General features: G+C 71.6%; 14 protein-coding genes and 1 tRNA gene. 13 read left to right on the top strand and 2 right to left on the bottom strand.

Annotated elements, in window-relative coordinates; translation table 11 throughout:
• Positions 1–21 precede the first annotated feature (21 nt).
• The 5 genes from ACYVJ0_RS01830 to leuA all read left to right on the top strand — a co-directional run bounded on the left by ACYVJ0_RS01830 (position 22) and on the right by leuA (position 5,750).
• Positions 22–1,044, top strand: a complete 1,023-nt coding sequence (locus ACYVJ0_RS01830) for a PhoH family protein (RefSeq protein ID WP_460815632.1) — start codon at positions 22–24, stop codon at positions 1,042–1,044.
• On the top strand, positions 1,041–1,505 hold the full coding sequence (gene ybeY / locus ACYVJ0_RS01825; protein WP_449854226.1) for an rRNA maturation RNase YbeY: 465 nt from the start codon (positions 1,041–1,043) through the stop codon (positions 1,503–1,505). Before ACYVJ0_RS01830 ends, ybeY begins: the two co-directional genes overlap by 4 nt.
• A complete protein-coding gene (locus tag ACYVJ0_RS01820) occupies positions 1,505–2,893 on the top strand; it encodes a hemolysin family protein (RefSeq protein WP_449854225.1) in 1,389 nt (462 codons plus the stop codon). The genes ybeY and ACYVJ0_RS01820 overlap by 1 nt, the downstream gene beginning before the upstream one ends.
• Complete coding sequence (gene era, locus ACYVJ0_RS01815; RefSeq protein ID WP_449854224.1) at positions 2,886–3,782, top strand: GTPase Era; 897 nt, start codon at positions 2,886–2,888, stop codon at positions 3,780–3,782. Before ACYVJ0_RS01820 ends, era begins: the two co-directional genes overlap by 8 nt.
• Positions 3,783–3,998: 216 nt before the next feature.
• Positions 3,999–5,750, top strand: coding sequence for a 2-isopropylmalate synthase (leuA, locus tag ACYVJ0_RS01810; RefSeq protein WP_460815592.1), 1,752 nt, complete (start codon positions 3,999–4,001; stop codon positions 5,748–5,750).
• Positions 5,751–5,756: 6 nt separating this feature from the next.
• On the opposite strand, the gene ACYVJ0_RS01805 is transcribed toward leuA, so the two are convergent.
• Complete coding sequence (locus ACYVJ0_RS01805; protein ID WP_460815591.1) at positions 5,757–6,539, bottom strand: trimeric intracellular cation channel family protein; 783 nt, start codon at positions 6,537–6,539, stop codon at positions 5,757–5,759.
• Between the two features lie 81 nt (positions 6,540–6,620).
• Between ACYVJ0_RS01805 and recO the strand changes: the two genes are divergently transcribed.
• From recO to ACYVJ0_RS01790, 3 genes are read left to right on the top strand one after another with little or no spacing between them, the layout of a single operon-like run.
• Positions 6,621–7,349, top strand: coding sequence for a DNA repair protein RecO (recO, locus tag ACYVJ0_RS01800; protein WP_460815590.1), 729 nt, complete (start codon positions 6,621–6,623; stop codon positions 7,347–7,349).
• Entirely contained in the window at positions 7,346–8,146 is an 801-nt protein-coding gene (locus ACYVJ0_RS01795) for an isoprenyl transferase (protein WP_460815588.1), read from the top strand. The genes recO and ACYVJ0_RS01795 overlap by 4 nt, the downstream gene beginning before the upstream one ends.
• Positions 8,147–8,191: 45 nt before the next feature.
• Positions 8,192–8,866: a DsbA family oxidoreductase gene (locus ACYVJ0_RS01790; protein WP_460815587.1), complete on the top strand. Its 675-nt coding sequence runs from the start codon at positions 8,192–8,194 to the stop codon at positions 8,864–8,866.
• Here the strand turns inward: ACYVJ0_RS01790 and ACYVJ0_RS01785 are convergent, their stop codons facing one another.
• On the bottom strand, positions 8,867–9,361 hold the full coding sequence (locus ACYVJ0_RS01785) for a glutathione peroxidase (RefSeq protein ID WP_449854218.1): 495 nt from the start codon (positions 9,359–9,361) through the stop codon (positions 8,867–8,869).
• A 56-nt stretch (positions 9,362–9,417) separates the two neighbouring features.
• Here ACYVJ0_RS01785 and dusB point away from each other — a divergent pair, with 56 nt between their 5' ends.
• The 5 genes from dusB to ACYVJ0_RS01760 all read left to right on the top strand — a co-directional run bounded on the left by dusB (position 9,418) and on the right by ACYVJ0_RS01760 (position 14,765).
• The gene (gene dusB, locus ACYVJ0_RS01780) at positions 9,418–10,581 is read left to right on the top strand and encodes a tRNA dihydrouridine synthase DusB (protein WP_449854217.1); all 1,164 of its coding nucleotides are present in this window, start codon (positions 9,418–9,420) and stop codon (positions 10,579–10,581) included.
• Positions 10,571–11,932, top strand: a complete 1,362-nt coding sequence (locus ACYVJ0_RS01775) for a deoxyguanosinetriphosphate triphosphohydrolase (RefSeq protein ID WP_449854216.1) — start codon at positions 10,571–10,573, stop codon at positions 11,930–11,932. The genes dusB and ACYVJ0_RS01775 overlap by 11 nt, the downstream gene beginning before the upstream one ends.
• A gap of 1 nt (position 11,933) precedes the next feature.
• Positions 11,934–13,826: a DNA primase gene (dnaG, locus tag ACYVJ0_RS01770; protein WP_460815585.1), complete on the top strand. Its 1,893-nt coding sequence runs from the start codon at positions 11,934–11,936 to the stop codon at positions 13,824–13,826.
• Between the two features lie 27 nt (positions 13,827–13,853).
• Positions 13,854–14,636: an ATP-binding cassette domain-containing protein gene (locus tag ACYVJ0_RS01765; RefSeq protein ID WP_460815584.1), complete on the top strand. Its 783-nt coding sequence runs from the start codon at positions 13,854–13,856 to the stop codon at positions 14,634–14,636.
• A gap of 53 nt (positions 14,637–14,689) precedes the next feature.
• Positions 14,690–14,765, top strand: a tRNA-Asn gene (locus ACYVJ0_RS01760).
• The last annotated feature ends 307 nt before the right edge of the window (positions 14,766–15,072 follow it).

Raw genomic sequence — 15,072 nt, 5'->3', positions numbered from 1 at the left:
GTCTACGCCGACGGCGTGGCCATGGTGCAGCTGCTCGGCCCCCAGGACCGGCTGCTGCGGATGGTGGAGAGCGCGCATCCCGACGTCGATGTGCACGTGCGCGGCAACGAGATCACGCTCACGGGCGAGGAGGCGGCCGTCCGCGCCGCCCGCGCGCTCGTGGACGAGCTGCTCGCGCTCACGCGCGGCGGCCACGACCTCGCGCCGGCGGACGTCGCATCGTCGGCGCGCATGATGCGCGAGGAGGGCGGTCCGCGCCCGCGCGATGTGATGGGCGAGGCGATCCTGTCGTCGCGCGGTCGCGTGATCCGGCCCAAGACGGCCGGCCAGAAGGCCTACGTCGACGCGATCGACGAGAACACCATCGTGTTCGGCATCGGCCCCGCCGGCACCGGCAAGACCTACCTCGCCATGGCGAAGGCGGTCCAGGCGCTGCAGCGCCGCGAGGTGGAGCGGATCATCCTCACGCGCCCGGCGGTCGAGGCGGGGGAGCGGCTCGGCTTCCTGCCCGGCACGCTCACCGACAAGATCGATCCGTACCTGCGCCCGCTCTACGACGCCATCAACGAGATGATGGATCCGGAGCTCGTGCCCAAGCTCATCGCCAGCGGCACGATCGAGGTCGCGCCGCTGGCCTACATGCGCGGTCGCACGCTGAACAACTCGTTCGTCGTGCTCGACGAGGCGCAGAACACCACGCCCGAGCAGATGAAGATGTTCCTGACGCGGCTCGGGTTCGGCACGCGCATGGTCGTCACGGGCGACATCACGCAGGTCGACCTGCCGGGCGGCACGTCGGGCCTGCGGCTGGTGACGCGCATCCTCGACAGGGTGGACGACATCCACTTCGCCCGCCTGTCGAGCGACGACGTCGTGCGGCACACGCTCGTCGGCAGGATCGTCGACGCGTACAGCGAGTACGACGAGCGGCGCACCGCGCTGCAGCACGAGCGCGAGGAGGCGCGGGAGTTCGCGAACCGCGCGGAGCGTCGCGGCGCCATCCGCCGCGATCGCCAGGCACGAGGGCACGGAGGACGCTCATGATCGACATCAACAACGAGTCGGGGTTCGAGGTCGACGAGTCGGTGCTCCTGCGCCTGACCCAGTTCAACCTGGGCGAGCTGCGCGTCAGCCCCGACGCCGACGTCGCCATCGTGCTCGTGGACGAGGGCGCCATGGAGGCGCTGCACGTGCAGTGGATGGACGAGCCGGGCCCGACCGACGTGCTCAGCTTCCCGATGGACGAGCTGCGGCCCGGGTCCGAGGAGGAGCCGACGCCCGCCGGGCTGCTCGGCGACATCGTGCTGTGCCCGCAGGTGGCCGAGACCCAGGCCGAGGCCGCGGGGCACTCGACGATGGACGAGCTCATCCTGCTCACGACGCACGGCCTGCTGCACCTGCTCGGCTTCGACCACGCCGAGCCGGACGAGGAGCGGGAGATGTTCGGCCTGCAGAAGGAGCTCATCGCGGGCTTCGCGGCCGAGGAACGCCGCCGCACCCGGTGATGGTCGAGACGCTCCTCTTCCTCGCCGCGCTGCTGCTCGTCCTGCTCGGCGGCCTCATGTCGGCGATCGACGCCGCGCTCTCGGTCACCTCGCGCGGCGACCTGTTCGACCTCGCCGCCGAGGCGCGCCCCGCCCAGGCCCGCGCCCTCGGCCGCATCGCGGACGACCCCGACGCGCACGGCGACGCCGTGGCGTTCGTGCGCGTGCTGTCGGAGACATCCGCCGCCGTGCTCGTGACCGCGGCGTTCACGCTGCTGTTCGAGAGCATCTGGTGGGCGCTGCTCGCGGCCGCGCTGGCCATGACGGGCATCTCGTTCGTCGCGGTGTTCTCCAGCCCCCGCTCGGTCGGGCGCCGCCACTCCGAGCCGCTGCTGCGCTCGACGGCGCCGTTCGTGCACGGCGTGCGCATCGTGCTCGGGCCCGTGGCGCGCCTGCTCGTCGGCATCGGCGCGACGGTCACGCCGGGCCGAGGCCGCCGCAGCTTCGAGTCCGAGGAGCAGCTGCTGAGCATGGTCGACGAGGCGGCCTCGAACGACCTCATCGACGACGACGACCGCGACCTCGTGCACTCGGTGTTCGACTTCACGGATCAGGTGGTGCGCGCCGTCATGGTGCCCCGCACCGAGATGATCACGGTGGACGCGTCGGTGACCACGCGCGAGGCGCTGCAGGCCTTCCTCGACACGGGGATCTCGCGCATGCCGGTCGTCGACGGCGAGGTCGACGACGTCGTGGGCGTGCTGTACCTGAAGGATCTCGTGCAGTTCGGCTTCCGCGACACCCCGGGTTGGCGCGATGCGAGCGTGCGTCCGCTGGCCCGCCCCGCCGTGTTCGTTCCCGAGCAGATGCGCGCCGAGACGCTGCTGCAGCAGATGAAGCGCGAGGCCGTGCACGTGTGCCTCGTCGTCGACGAGTACGGCGGCATCGCCGGCATCGTCACGCTCGAGGACCTCATCGAGGAGCTCGTCGGCGAGATCTCGGACGAGTACGACCCCCGCACGACCGAGGTCGTGGAGCTGGGCGACGGCAGCTACCGCGTCGCCGCGCGCCTGTCGCTCGCGGAGGTCGGCGACCTGTTCGGCATCGAGCTCGAGGACGAGGACGTCGACTCGATCGGCGGCCTGCTGGGCAAGGCGCTGGGCCACGTGCCGCAGCCGGGCGAGACGGTGGAGATCGACGGCCTCGTCATCACGGGCGGCACCTCGCGCGGTCGCGGGCGCGGCCTCGCAACGGTCTTCGTCGAGGCCGGCGAGGGCCTGCGCGCCCTCGCGGAGGCGCGCTCGCGTCATCCGCGCACGGGCGAGATCGTCGTGCCCGGCGCGCGCACCACCACGGGGGAGACACCGGTCGTCCGCGGCCGCAAGGGGAAGGAACGCTCGGATGACTGAGCACCGCAGCGGATTCGTGACGTTCGTCGGCCGCCCGAACGTGGGCAAGTCGACGCTCACCAACGCGCTCGTCGGCGAGAAGGTCGCGATCACGAGCGAGAAGCCGCAGACGACGCGCCGCGCCATCCGCGGGATCCTGAACCGGCCCGCCGGGCAGCTGGTGATCGTCGACACCCCGGGCCTGCACCGACCGCGCACCCTGCTGGGGCAGCGCCTCAACGACCTCGTCGAGCAGGTGCTCGGCGACGTCGACGTGATCGCGTTCTGCGCGCCGGCCACCGAGAAGGTCGGGCCGGGCGACCGCCGCATCGTCGAGTCGCTCGACGGGTACCCGCGCGCGAAGAAGGTCGCGCTCGTCACGAAGACCGACGCCGCGACGAAGGACGAGATCATGGAGCGGCTGCTCGAGGTGAACGCCCTGCGCGAGGACTGGGCCGCCGTCATCCCGCTGTCGTCCGTCTCGGGCGAGCAGCTCGACGTGCTCACCGACGAGCTGCTCGCGCTCCTGCCGGAGGGACCAGCCCTCTACCCGGAGGGCGTCGTGACCGACGAGACGGTGGAGGACCGGATCGCCGAGATCATCCGCGAGGCGGCGCTGGAGGGCGTGCACGACGAGCTGCCGCACTCGATCGCGGTCACGATCGAGGACATCGCGCCGCGCGAGGGCCGCGACGACCTCACCGACGTCTTCGCGAACATCGTCGTCGAGCGCGACAGCCAGAAGGCGATCATCATCGGGCGCAAGGGTGCGCGGCTGAAGGACGTGGGCGCCCGCGCCCGCGCGCAGCTGGAGCCGCTGCTGGGCACCCGCGTCTACCTCGCGCTGCACGTGCGCGTGGCCAAGGAGTGGCAGCGCGACCCGAAGCAGCTCGGGCGCCTCGGCTTCTGAGGGCACCGGAGGATCCGCGCTCAGTCCGACGCTGAGCAGGATGCTCAGGCCTCAGCGCCGAGCGCCTCTTCCACCGCGCACATTGCGTGGTAGTCTGGCGACGTGCGTCTGGCCGGTCTGCTTCTCCTTAGCCGCCGCGACGAGAGCTCGATCTAGGGCCTCTCTCGTCGCGGAGTTCTGGCGTGGCCCGCACTTCCTTGCGAGAGAGAGCAGATCATGCAGAACCGTCAGCAGCCGTCCCCCATGCCGGTCCACAGGTACCGGCCGTACCACGAGCAGTTCGCCGTCGACCTTCCCGACCGCACGTGGCCGTCCAAGCGCATCGAGAAGGCGCCGCGCTGGTGCGCCGTCGACCTGCGTGACGGCAACCAGGCGCTCATCGATCCGATGGACCCCCAGCGCAAGCGGGTGATGTTCGACCTGCTCGTGAAGATGGGCTACAAGGAGATCGAGGTCGGCTTCCCGTCGGCGAGCCAGACCGACTTCGACTTCGTGCGGCACCTCATCGAGGACGACGCGATCCCCGAGGACGTCACGATCCAGGTGCTCACGCAGGCGCGCGAGCACCTCATCGCCCGCACGTACGAGGCGATCCGGGGTGCGCGCCAGGCGATCGTGCACCTGTACAACTCCACGAGCGTGCTGCAGCGCGACGTCGTCTTCCGCACCGACCAGCAGGGCATCATCGACATCGCGCTCGAGGGCGCGCGGCTGTGCAAGAAGTACGAGGCGACGATCCCGGAGACGACCGTCTACTACGAGTACTCGCCCGAGTCGTACACCGGCACGGAGCTGGAGTTCGCGGCGGAGATCTGCAACCGCGTGATGGAGGTGCTCGTCCCCACGCCCGAGCGCAAGCTCATCGTGAACCTGCCCGCCACGGTCGAGATGGCCACGCCCAACGTCTACGCCGACTCGATCGAGTGGATGAGCCGGCACCTGAACCACCGCGAGAACGTGATCATCTCGCTGCACCCGCACAACGACCGCGGCACGGGCATCGCCGCCGCCGAGCTCGGCTACCTGGCGGGTGCCGATCGCATCGAGGGCTGCCTGTTCGGCAACGGCGAGCGCACGGGCAACGTCGACCTCGTGGCGCTGGGCGTCAACATGTTCACGCAGGGCATCGACCCGCAGATCGACTTCGGCGACATCGACCAGATCAAGCGCACGGTCGAGTACTGCAACCAGCTGCCTGTGCCCGAGCGCAGCCCGTGGGCCGGGGATCTCGTCTTCACGGCGTTCAGCGGATCGCACCAGGACGCCATCAAGAAGGGCTTCGAGGCGATGGAGACGCGCGCGAAGGACGCCGGGGTCACCGTCGACGAGATCGAGTGGGCGGTGCCGTACCTGCCCGTCGACCCGAAGGACCTGGGTCGCTCCTACGAGGCCGTCATCCGTGTCAACTCCCAGTCGGGCAAGGGCGGGGTGTCGTACCTGCTGAAGGCCGATCACGCGCTCGACCTGCCGCGCCGGCTGCAGATCGAGTTCTCCGGCGTCGTGCAGAGCCACACCGACGCGGAGGGCGGCGAGGTCACGAGCGAGGAGATCTGGCGGATCTTCCGCGACGAGTACCTGCCGGCGACCGATCCGGCCGAGCGCTGGGGCCGGTTCGAGATCCTCTCGACGCAGACGCAGAGCACGGGTGCCGACGTGGCGCTGTCGGTGACCCTTCGCGACGGCGACGAGGAGCGCACGGTGGCGGGCCGGGGCAACGGGCCCATCGCGGCGTTCCTCGAGGTGCTGCGCGACGCCGGTCACGAGGTGACGCTGTACGACTACGTCGAGCACACCATGGCCGCCTCGGGCGACGCGCAGGCCGCGGCGTACGTCGAGCTGCAGGTGGACGAGCAGCGACTGTGGGGCGTGGGGATCGACGGCGACATCTCGATGGCCTCGCTCAAGGCGATCGTCTCGGCCGTGAACCGCTCCATCCGCGCGCGCGAGCGTGAGCTCGTCGCGGCCTGACCCGGCTCAGCGGCGGCGGAACCACCACCGCCGCCGCGGCGCGGGGGCGTCGGGCACGACGATCGCGCCGGTGAGCGGGATGTCCGCGCCCTCGCGCACCTCCTCGGCGGTGACGACGGGGATCGCGGACGTCTCGAGCGCCACCTTGCGGCGGTGGATTCGGCGCTGCTCGGGCAGCGAGAGGTCGAAGATCACGGCCAGCAGGCGCACGAGGGCCGTGACCGTCGCGCCGATGACGGCCGCCACGATGATGTCGGCCCCGAGCAGGTATGCGCCGGCCAGCACCGCCCCGCCCGCGAGCGCGGCGATCGCGTAGAGCGAGCCGACGTGCATGATCGCCACGGGCAGGCCCATCGCGATGTCGCGGATGATGCCGCCGCCGACGGCCGCGCACATGCCGATGAAGACCGCGGGCACGATCGGCAGGCCGTACGCGAGCGCCTTCGACGTGCCCACCGCCCCGAACAGGCCCATGGCGACGGCGTCGAACCCGACGATGAGGCGGTTCAGCTTCTGGAACACGCCCGCCAGGAGCATGCCCGTGAGCGAGGCGGCGACCGCCGTGAGCAGGTACCAGTTCGACTGCAGGGTCGCGGGCGTCACCCCGAGCAGGATGTCGCGGATGAGGCCGCCGCCCATGCCGAGCATGATGCCGATGATCGCGACGCCGAGCCAGTCGAGGCGGCGCTGGCCCTGGAAGCCGGAGGCGAACACGGCGCCCTGGATGCCGCCGAGCGCGACCGCGAGCAGGTCGGCCCACAGCGGGATGATGAAGAGCGGCGCGTCCATCCCTCAATCGTGCCAGGCGGGCGAAGGGCGCGCCCGCCGCGTCTCCAGGCCGCTCGCAATCCGGCGGCGGATAATCGGACGGTGCCCACCTACCGAGACGAAGCCGTCGTGCTGCGCACCCACAAGCTGGGCGAGGCCGACCGGATCGTCACGCTGCTGACGCGCCGGCACGGCAAGGTGCGGGCGGTGGCCAAGGGTGTGCGCCGCACGTCGTCGAAGTTCGGCGCGCGGCTCGAGCCGTTCATGGTCGTCGACGCGCAGCTGTTCGCCGGCCGGAGCCTCGACATCGTGCAGCAGGCGGACTCGCTCGGCACGTACGGCGCCGAGATCGCGGCCGACTACGACCGGTACACCGCCGGGAGCGCCATGGTCGAGGCGGCCGACCGGCTCAACGAGGCCGTCTCGGATCCCCAGCACTACTTCCTGCTCGTGGGTGCGCTGCGCGCGCTCTCGCGCGCCGAGCACGCGAGCCCCGCCATCATGGGCTCGTACCTGCTGCGGGCGATGTCGCTGTCGGGGTGGGCGCCCGCGCTCGGCGACTGCGCGCGCTGCGGGGCGCCGGGCCCGCACGACGCGTTCGTGTCGCAGCTGGGCGGCACCGTGTGCTCGTCCTGCGCGCCGGCCGGCAGTCCGCGCGTCGACCGCCGCACGCTCGAGCTGCTGCGCGCGCTCATGGCGGGGGAGTGGGACGTCGTGGACCGTGCCGACGAGCGCGAGCTGGGCGCGGCATCCGGTCTCGTGTCGGCCTATGTGCAGTGGACCCTCGAGCGCGGGCTGCGCGCGCTCCCGCAACTCGGAGGAAAGCGTTGAGCAAGCCGTACACACACCCCGACGCCGTGCCGTACCGGCCGATCGACTGGACGGGCGTGCGTCCGCCGGCCTTCGGAGGCGCCGTGCCGAACCACGTCGCGATCGTGATGGACGGCAACGGGCGCTGGGCCAACCGGCGCGGGCTCTCGCGCATCGAGGGGCACCGCGCGGGGGAGGAAGTGCTGCTCGACGTCGTGGCCGGCGCGATCCAGGCCGGCGTGAAGCACCTGTCGGTGTACGCCTTCTCGACCGAGAACTGGCGCCGCTCGCCCGACGAGGTGCGCTTCCTCATGGGCTTCAACCGCGACGTGCTGCACCGCCGCCGCGATCAGCTGAACGAGTGGGGCGTGCGCGTGCGGTGGGCGGGGCGGACGCCGCGGCTGTGGCGCTCGGTCATCAAGGAGCTGCGCTTCGCCGAGCAGTTGACGGCCGACAACGACGTGCTCACCCTGACGATGTGCGTGAACTACGGCGGGCGCAACGAGATCGTCGACGCCGTGCGGCGCATCGCGGACGAGGCGGCGGCGGGGCGGCTCGCGCCCGGGGCGATCACCGAGAAGACGCTGCGGCGGCATCTCTACGTGCCCGACATGCCCGATGTCGACCTGTTCCTGCGCTCCAGCGGCGAGCAGCGCACCTCGAACTTCCTGCTGTGGCAGTCGGCGTACGCCGAGATGGTGTTCCTCGACACGCTGTGGCCCGATTTCAGCCGCGCCGAGCTGTGGCGGGGCATCCAGGTCTACCTCGACCGCGACCGCCGGTTCGGCGGCGCCGTGGACGCGCCGACCGCGTCGTGACGCGGCCGCTGGGAATGCCGCGACCCGCGATCCGTTGAGACTGTCATGACCTCTTCGCCTGCCCCCATCAAGATCGACATCTGGAGCGACGTCGCCTGCCCGTGGTGCTACATCGGCAAGCGCAATCTCGAGAAGGGGCTCGCGGAGACCGCCGGCGATGACGACGCGCCGCGCGTGGAGATCGAGTACCACTCCTTCGAGCTCTCGCCCGACACCCCCGTGGACTTCGAGGGGAGCTCGGCCGAGTTCCTCGCCGCGCACAAGGGCATCTCGATCGACGAGGCCCGGGCGATGAACGAGCGCGTCTCGCAGATCGCCGAGGGGGCGGGGCTGCACTACCGCTTCGACCTGCAGCAGCACACGAACACGGTGAAGGCGCACGAGCTGATCCACTTCGCGAAGGCGCACGGCCGCCAACTCGAGATGAAGGAGCGGCTGCTGTCGGCGTACTTCGTGGAGGGCAGGCACGTGGGGCGCGTCGACGAGCTCGTCGCGCTGGCCGAGGAGATCGGGCTCGACGGCGCCGCGGCCCGCGAGGCGCTCGAATCGGACGCCTACCTCGACGCCGTGCGCGCCGACCAGGCGCAGGCGCAGGCCTACGGGATCGGCGGCGTGCCGTTCTTCGTGATCGACGGCCGCTACGGCGTGAGCGGCGCGCAGCCGCCCGAGGCGTTCGCGCAGGTGGCGCGCCAGGTCTGGGCCGAGAAGCAGCAGGCCTGATCAGCCCAGCGCGGCCTCGATCGCGGCGATGACCGCGGGGTCGTCCGGCTTGGTCGGCGGGCGGAACCGGGTGACCGATCCGTCCGGCGCCACGAGGAACTTCTCGAAGTTCCACGCCACCGGCCCGCCCAGCCCGTGCTCGTCCTTCGTCTTCTTCAGCGCCTTGTAGAGAGGATGCGCGTGCGATCCGTTGACCTTGATCTTGTCGTGGATCGGGAACGACACGCCCCACGTCGTGGCGCAGTAGTCGAGGATCTCGTCGATCGATCCCGGCTCCTGCCCCATGAACTGGTTGCAGGGGAATCCGATCACGGTCAGCCCCCGGTCGCCGTAGGTGCGCTGCAGCTGCTCGAGCTGCTCGTACTGCGGGGTCAGGCCGCACTTGGACGCGACGTTCACGACGAGCACGGGGCCGCGCGCGTAGTCGGCCAGCGTCCGCGTGGCGCCCTGCGCATCGGCGAACGGGATGGTGCGGACGTCGGGGGTCTCGGCCATGTCCCCAGGGTACGGCGCGAGGCCGCCTCCCTGCTCGGTTCTGAGAGAATGGACCCGTGACCTCCGTACTCGACGCGCCCGCCGCCACGCGCGGTCTGCAGATCGGCGGCATCCGCTCGGATGTGCCGGTGGTCCTGGCGCCCATGGCGGGCATCACGAACACGGCGTTCCGGCGGCTGTGCCGCGAGTACGGCGCCGGGCTGTACGTGAGCGAGATGATCACGACGCGGGCGCTCGTCGAGCGCAACCCCGTCACGATGCGCCTCGTGCAGTTCCACGAGTCCGAGACGCCGCGGTCCATCCAGCTCTACGGCGTGGACCCGCACTACACGCGCGAGGCGGCCCGGATCATCGCGGATGAGGACCGCGCCGACCACATCGACCTCAACTTCGGGTGCCCCGTGCCCAAGGTCACCCGCAAGGGCGGGGGATCGGCGCTGCCCTGGAAGCTCGACCTGTTCCGCTCGATCGTGCGCGGGGCCGTGGAGGGCGCCGGCGGGCTGCCCGTCACGGTGAAGATGCGCAAGGGCATCGACGCCGATCACCTGACGTATCTCGAGGCAGCCAAGATCGCCGAGGACGAGGGTGTCAAGGCCGTCGCGCTGCACGCGCGCACGGCGAACGAGTTCTACTCGGGGCATGCCGACTGGTCGGCGATCGCGAAGCTCAAGGAGACCGTCACGAGCATCCCGGTGCTCGGCAACGGCGACATCTGGAGCGCCGCCGACGCCGTGCGCATGATGGACGAGACCGGGTGCGACGGCGTCGTCGTGGGGCGCGGCTGCCTCGGCCGCCCGTGGCTGTTCGGGGATCTCGCGCGGGCGTTCGGCGGCGAGGGCGTGCAGGTGGACGCGACGCTCGGCTTCGTCGCGGGCGCGTTCCGCAGGCACGCCGAGCTGCTCGTCGAGTTCTTCGAGAGCGAGGAGCGCGGCTGCCGCGACATCCGCAAGCACGCCGCGTGGTACTTCAAGGGCTACCCCGTGGGTGGCGACCTGCGCGGGCAGTTCGCGCAGGTGACGAGCCTCGCGCACATCGACGACCTCATCGGCGAGCTGGACCTCGACGCCCCGTATCCCGGCGAGGCGGCCGAGGGGCAGCGTGGCCGCGCGGGCCGGCCCAAGCGCACGGTGCTGCCGGATCGCTGGCTCGAGTCGCGCACCATGGACGCGGCCGAGACGCGGACGCTGGCGGACGCGGAGCTGGACACCAGTGGCGGCTGAGGCGGCGCGGCCCGCCGGATACACCGACGCGGACGCCGAGCGCTTCTTCCGGGAGAGGCACCGTTCCGAGCGGGACGACTTCGCGCGCGACCGCGCCAGGGTGCTGCACTCGGCGGGCCTGCGGCGGCTCGCGGCCAAGACGCAGGTGCTCAGCCCCGCGAGCCCGGCCGACTTCGCGCGCAATCGCCTGACCCACTCGCTCGAGGTGGCGCAGGTGGGCCGCGAGATCGGCAACGCGCTCGGCCTGGCGGCCGACGTCGTCGACACCGCGTGCCTCAGCCACGACCTGGGCCACCCGCCCTTCGGCCACAACGGCGAGCGCGCCCTCAACGAGTGGGGCGCCGACATCGGGGGCTTCGAGGGGAACGCGCAGAGCCTGCGCATCCTCACGCGACTCGAGGCGAAGGTCGAGGAGGACGGCCGCTCGTTCGGGCTCAACCTCACGCGCGCTTCGCTCGACGCCACGAGCAAGTACCCGTGGACGGTCTCGAACCCGCTGCCCGATCCCAGCGGGCGTCTCAAGTTCGGCGTCTATCCCGAGGACGAGGACGTCTTCCACTGGATGCGGCAGGGCGCGCCGGGGCGCCTGCGCTGCATCGAGGCGGAGGTGATGGACCTCTCGGACGACATCGCCTACTCCGTGCACGACTTCGAGGACGCCGTGCTGAACGGCTATCTGGACCTGTCGCGCGTGAGCGATCCGGTCGAGCACCACCCGCTCGTGGGGCAGATCCAGCAGTGGGTCGGCTATGACTACACGAGGGACGAGCTCGCCGACGGTCTCTACCGCCTCACGCGCCAGCCGATGTGGCTGCGCACCTTCGACCGGTCCCGGCAGGACCTGGCGCGGCTGAAGAACCTCACGAGCGACCTGATCGGGCGCTTCGCGCGCGCCGCCGTGAGCGCCACCCGCGAGGCGTACCCGGCGGATTCGCTCGCGCGCTACCAGGCGCACGTCGTGGTGCCGCGGGTCGTCGAGGTCGAGATCGCGGTGCTGAAGGGGCTGATGGGCGCCGCGATCGTCACGCTCGACGCGCGCAAGGGCGTGTACAAGGAGCAGCGGCGGGTGCTGAAGCGCATTGCGGACGCGCTGCTGTCGACCGACGCGCTGTGGTCCACGGGCGCCGACGCGCTCGAGCCCGCGTTCGCGGCCGACTTCCACGCCGCCGACACCGACGCCGCGCGCAAGCGCGTGATCGTCGACCAGATCGCGAGCCTCACCGATCAGACGGCCGTGGCTTGGCACAACCGGCTCGTCGGCGAGATCGACCCGGGCGAGGTGGGCATCTGGGCCCCGCGCCACGGTCGCCGCACCGCGGAGCGCGCGCCGCAGCCGGCGGGGGCGCGCTGACATGCCGCGCATCCGTCAGGCCGACGTCGACGAGGTCAAGGCGCGCACGAACATCGCAGACGTCATCGGCGAGCGGGTGGCGCTGAAGTCGGCGGGGGTCGGGTCGCTCAAGGGGCTGTGCCCGTTCCACGACGAGAAGTCGCCGAGCTTCCACGTGCGGCCGCAGCACGGGTACTACCACTGCTTCGGATGCGGCGAGTCGGGCGACGTCTACAGCTTCCTGCGCGCCATGGACCACCTGTCCTTCACCGAGGCGGTGGAGCGTCTGGCGGCGCGCGTCGGGATCACGCTGCACTACGAGGACGGCGGCCCGGCACCCGAGACGAGCGGGCGCGCCCGGCTGCTCGCGGCCAACGCCGCGGCGGCGGAGTTCTTCCGCGCGCAGCTCGTCACGCCCGAGGCCGAGATCGCGCGGCGGTTCCTGGGGGAGCGCGGCTTCGACCCCGCCGCGGCCGCGCACTTCGGCGTGGGGTACGCGCCCCAGGGCTGGGACGGCATGCTCAAGGCGCTCACGGCGCAGGGCTTCACGCGCGAGGAGCTGACGACGGCCGGCCTCGTGTCGACCAACCAGCGCGGCGGCGTGTACGACCGGTTCAGGGGCCGCGTCGTGTGGCCGATCCGCGACGTCACGGGCCAGACGATCGGGTTCGGCGCGCGCCGGCTCTTCGACGACGACAAGGGCCCGAAGTACCTCAACACGCCCGAGACGCCGATCTACAAGAAGAACCAGGTGCTGTACGGGCTCGACCTGGCGAAGCGCGACATCTCGCGCGGCGACCCGAAGCGCGTGGTCGTCGTCGAGGGCTACACCGACGTCATGGCCTGCCACCTCGCCGGGGTGACGACGGCGATCGCGACGTGCGGCACCGCTTTCGGCTCGGAGCACGTCACGGTGCTGCGCCGCGTGATGGGCGACGACGACGCCTCCGGTGAGGTCGTGTTCACCTTCGACCCCGACGAGGCCGGCCAGAAGGCCGCCGTGCGCGCGTTCGCCGAAGAGAAGCGCTTCAACGCGCAGTCCTATGTCGCCGTCGCACCCGAGGGGCTCGACCCCTGCGACCTGCGGCTGCAGCGCGGCGACGCCGCGGTGCGGTCGCTCATGGACCACAAGGTGCCGATGTTCGAGTTCATGATCGACCGGCGGATCGCCGGCTTCGATCTCTCCTCCGTCGAGGGCCGCGTCGGCGCGCTGCGCTCGGCCGCGCCGATCGTCGCCGAGATCCGCGACCGCCTGCTGCGCCCCGGCTACGAGCGGGTGCTGGCGCGCCGGCTCGGGATGGACCCGACCGACGTGCACCAGGGGCTGCTGCGCCCCGCGGCGGCCGCGACCGCCGAGGCCCGCCGCGGCGAGGTGCGCCCGGGCGCCCCGGCGCAGCCCGGCACCGCCCGCCAGGGCGACCTCGCGGCCGCGCCGGTCGCGTCGCCGGCCGCCACGCTCGCCGCGCTGCCGCGCACGGTCGACGTCGCCAGGGAGCGCGACGCGCTCACCGGCTTCCTGCAGTACGGCCACCGCGTCGATCCCGTGCTGTTCCTGCGCGCCCTCGCCGTGCCGTTCCACCATCCGGCGCTCGAGGCCGTGCGCGCGACGCTCGAGGCGACCGACCGGTCCAAGCCGGGCTGGGCCCTCGCCGTCGTGGAGAACACCCCGGCGGCCTACCGCACGCTCGCCGGTGAGCTGCTCGCGCGCGACTTCCCGGCGCGCAACGAGGACCACGCCGTGGCCTCGATCGACGATCTCGCGCGCCAGATCGTGCTCGGCGCGCTCGCCCAGCGCAAGAACGAGCTGCTGGGGGCCATCCAGCGCGTGCCGGCCGACTCGGAGGAAGGGCGTGCGCTGCGGGTGCAGCTGCGCGACCTCGACGCGGAGCGCCGGCGCCTTCACCCCGACGACTGAGCGCCGCCGATCCGGCACAATGGGGGCATGCGCATCGTCGACGATCCCGAGCTGGCGATCCGCTGCGAGGACCTGAGCGTCGCCCGCTCGGGACGGGGCGCGACGATCCGTGCGGTCGACGGCGTCTCGTTCACGCTGCCGTGGTCGGGCACCCTGTGCGTCTCGGGCGCCACCGGATCGGGCAAGTCGAGCCTGGCCACCACGCTGGCCGGGCAGCGCGAGGACTCGCTGAGTGTCGCGGGCGGCGACGCGCAGGTGTGCGGCGTGTCGGTGCGCCGGCCGGGCCGCGCGCTGCGGGTGCTCACCTTCCGCACCGGGTATCTGCCCCAGGGCGCCGGCGCCGAGCTGCCGACGCGCCTGTCGGTGGCCGACGTGCTGTCCGAGCCCATCGTCTCGCGCGACCGGCGGGTGAGCCCTCGCGCGCTCGGCGTGCGCATCGCCTCGCTGCTCGACGAGCTGCACCTGCCCATCGGCACGGCCGACAAGTTCCCGTACGAGCTCAGCGCCGGTATGCGGCAGCGCGTGGCGCTGGCCCGCGCTCTCGTGCTCGACCCCAAGCTGCTCGTCGCGGACGAGCCCCTCGCGAACCTCGACCCCGAGGTGCGGCACGTCGCGTTCGAGGCGATCGTGCGGCGCCGGCGGCAGTGGGGCATGGCGGCGCTGATCGTGACGAACGACGCCGACTTCGTGCGCGAGCTGGGCGCCGAGCGCATGCACCTGCAGGCCGGCCACGTCGTGGCGCGCAGCGAGGCGGGCGGCATGATCCACACGCCCGACGCGCGCCACACCCGGGGGCTGCCGGTGTCATGAACAGCCTCTGATATTTGCTAAGCTGTTCTGGTTGCCGCGAGAACGGACAGCATTCCTCGGTAGCTCAATTGGCAGAGCAGCCGGCTGTTAACCGGCAGGTTCTTGGTTCGAGTCCAAGCCGGGGAGCCAACAAGGGCCCGTCCATCGGACGGGCCCTTTCCCGTTGCCCGCGATCGGCGCCGCAGGTGGGGGTTATCGGCCAAAAAGAGTGGATGGCGTCGGGCGTGTCAGTGTTGTCCGATCCAGCCCGACCGGTGCCAGAGTCCTTCGGCGGTGTCGGCGCCGGTGACTACGCTTGCCGCGTGAACGTAGGGGTGTACATCGACGGCTTCAATCTCTATTACGGGGCGAGCGGCCAGTTCGCTCCTGTGTAGACGGGATGGAAGTGGATCGACCTGCGGGCGCTCGCCTCGCGGCACGTCCGCTGGCCGAACGC

It is taken from the genome of Microbacterium petrolearium (genome assembly GCF_054782875.1).
The sequence above is the reverse complement of the archived record's forward strand: the minus strand, read 5'-3'. Positions and strand labels throughout refer to the sequence as shown.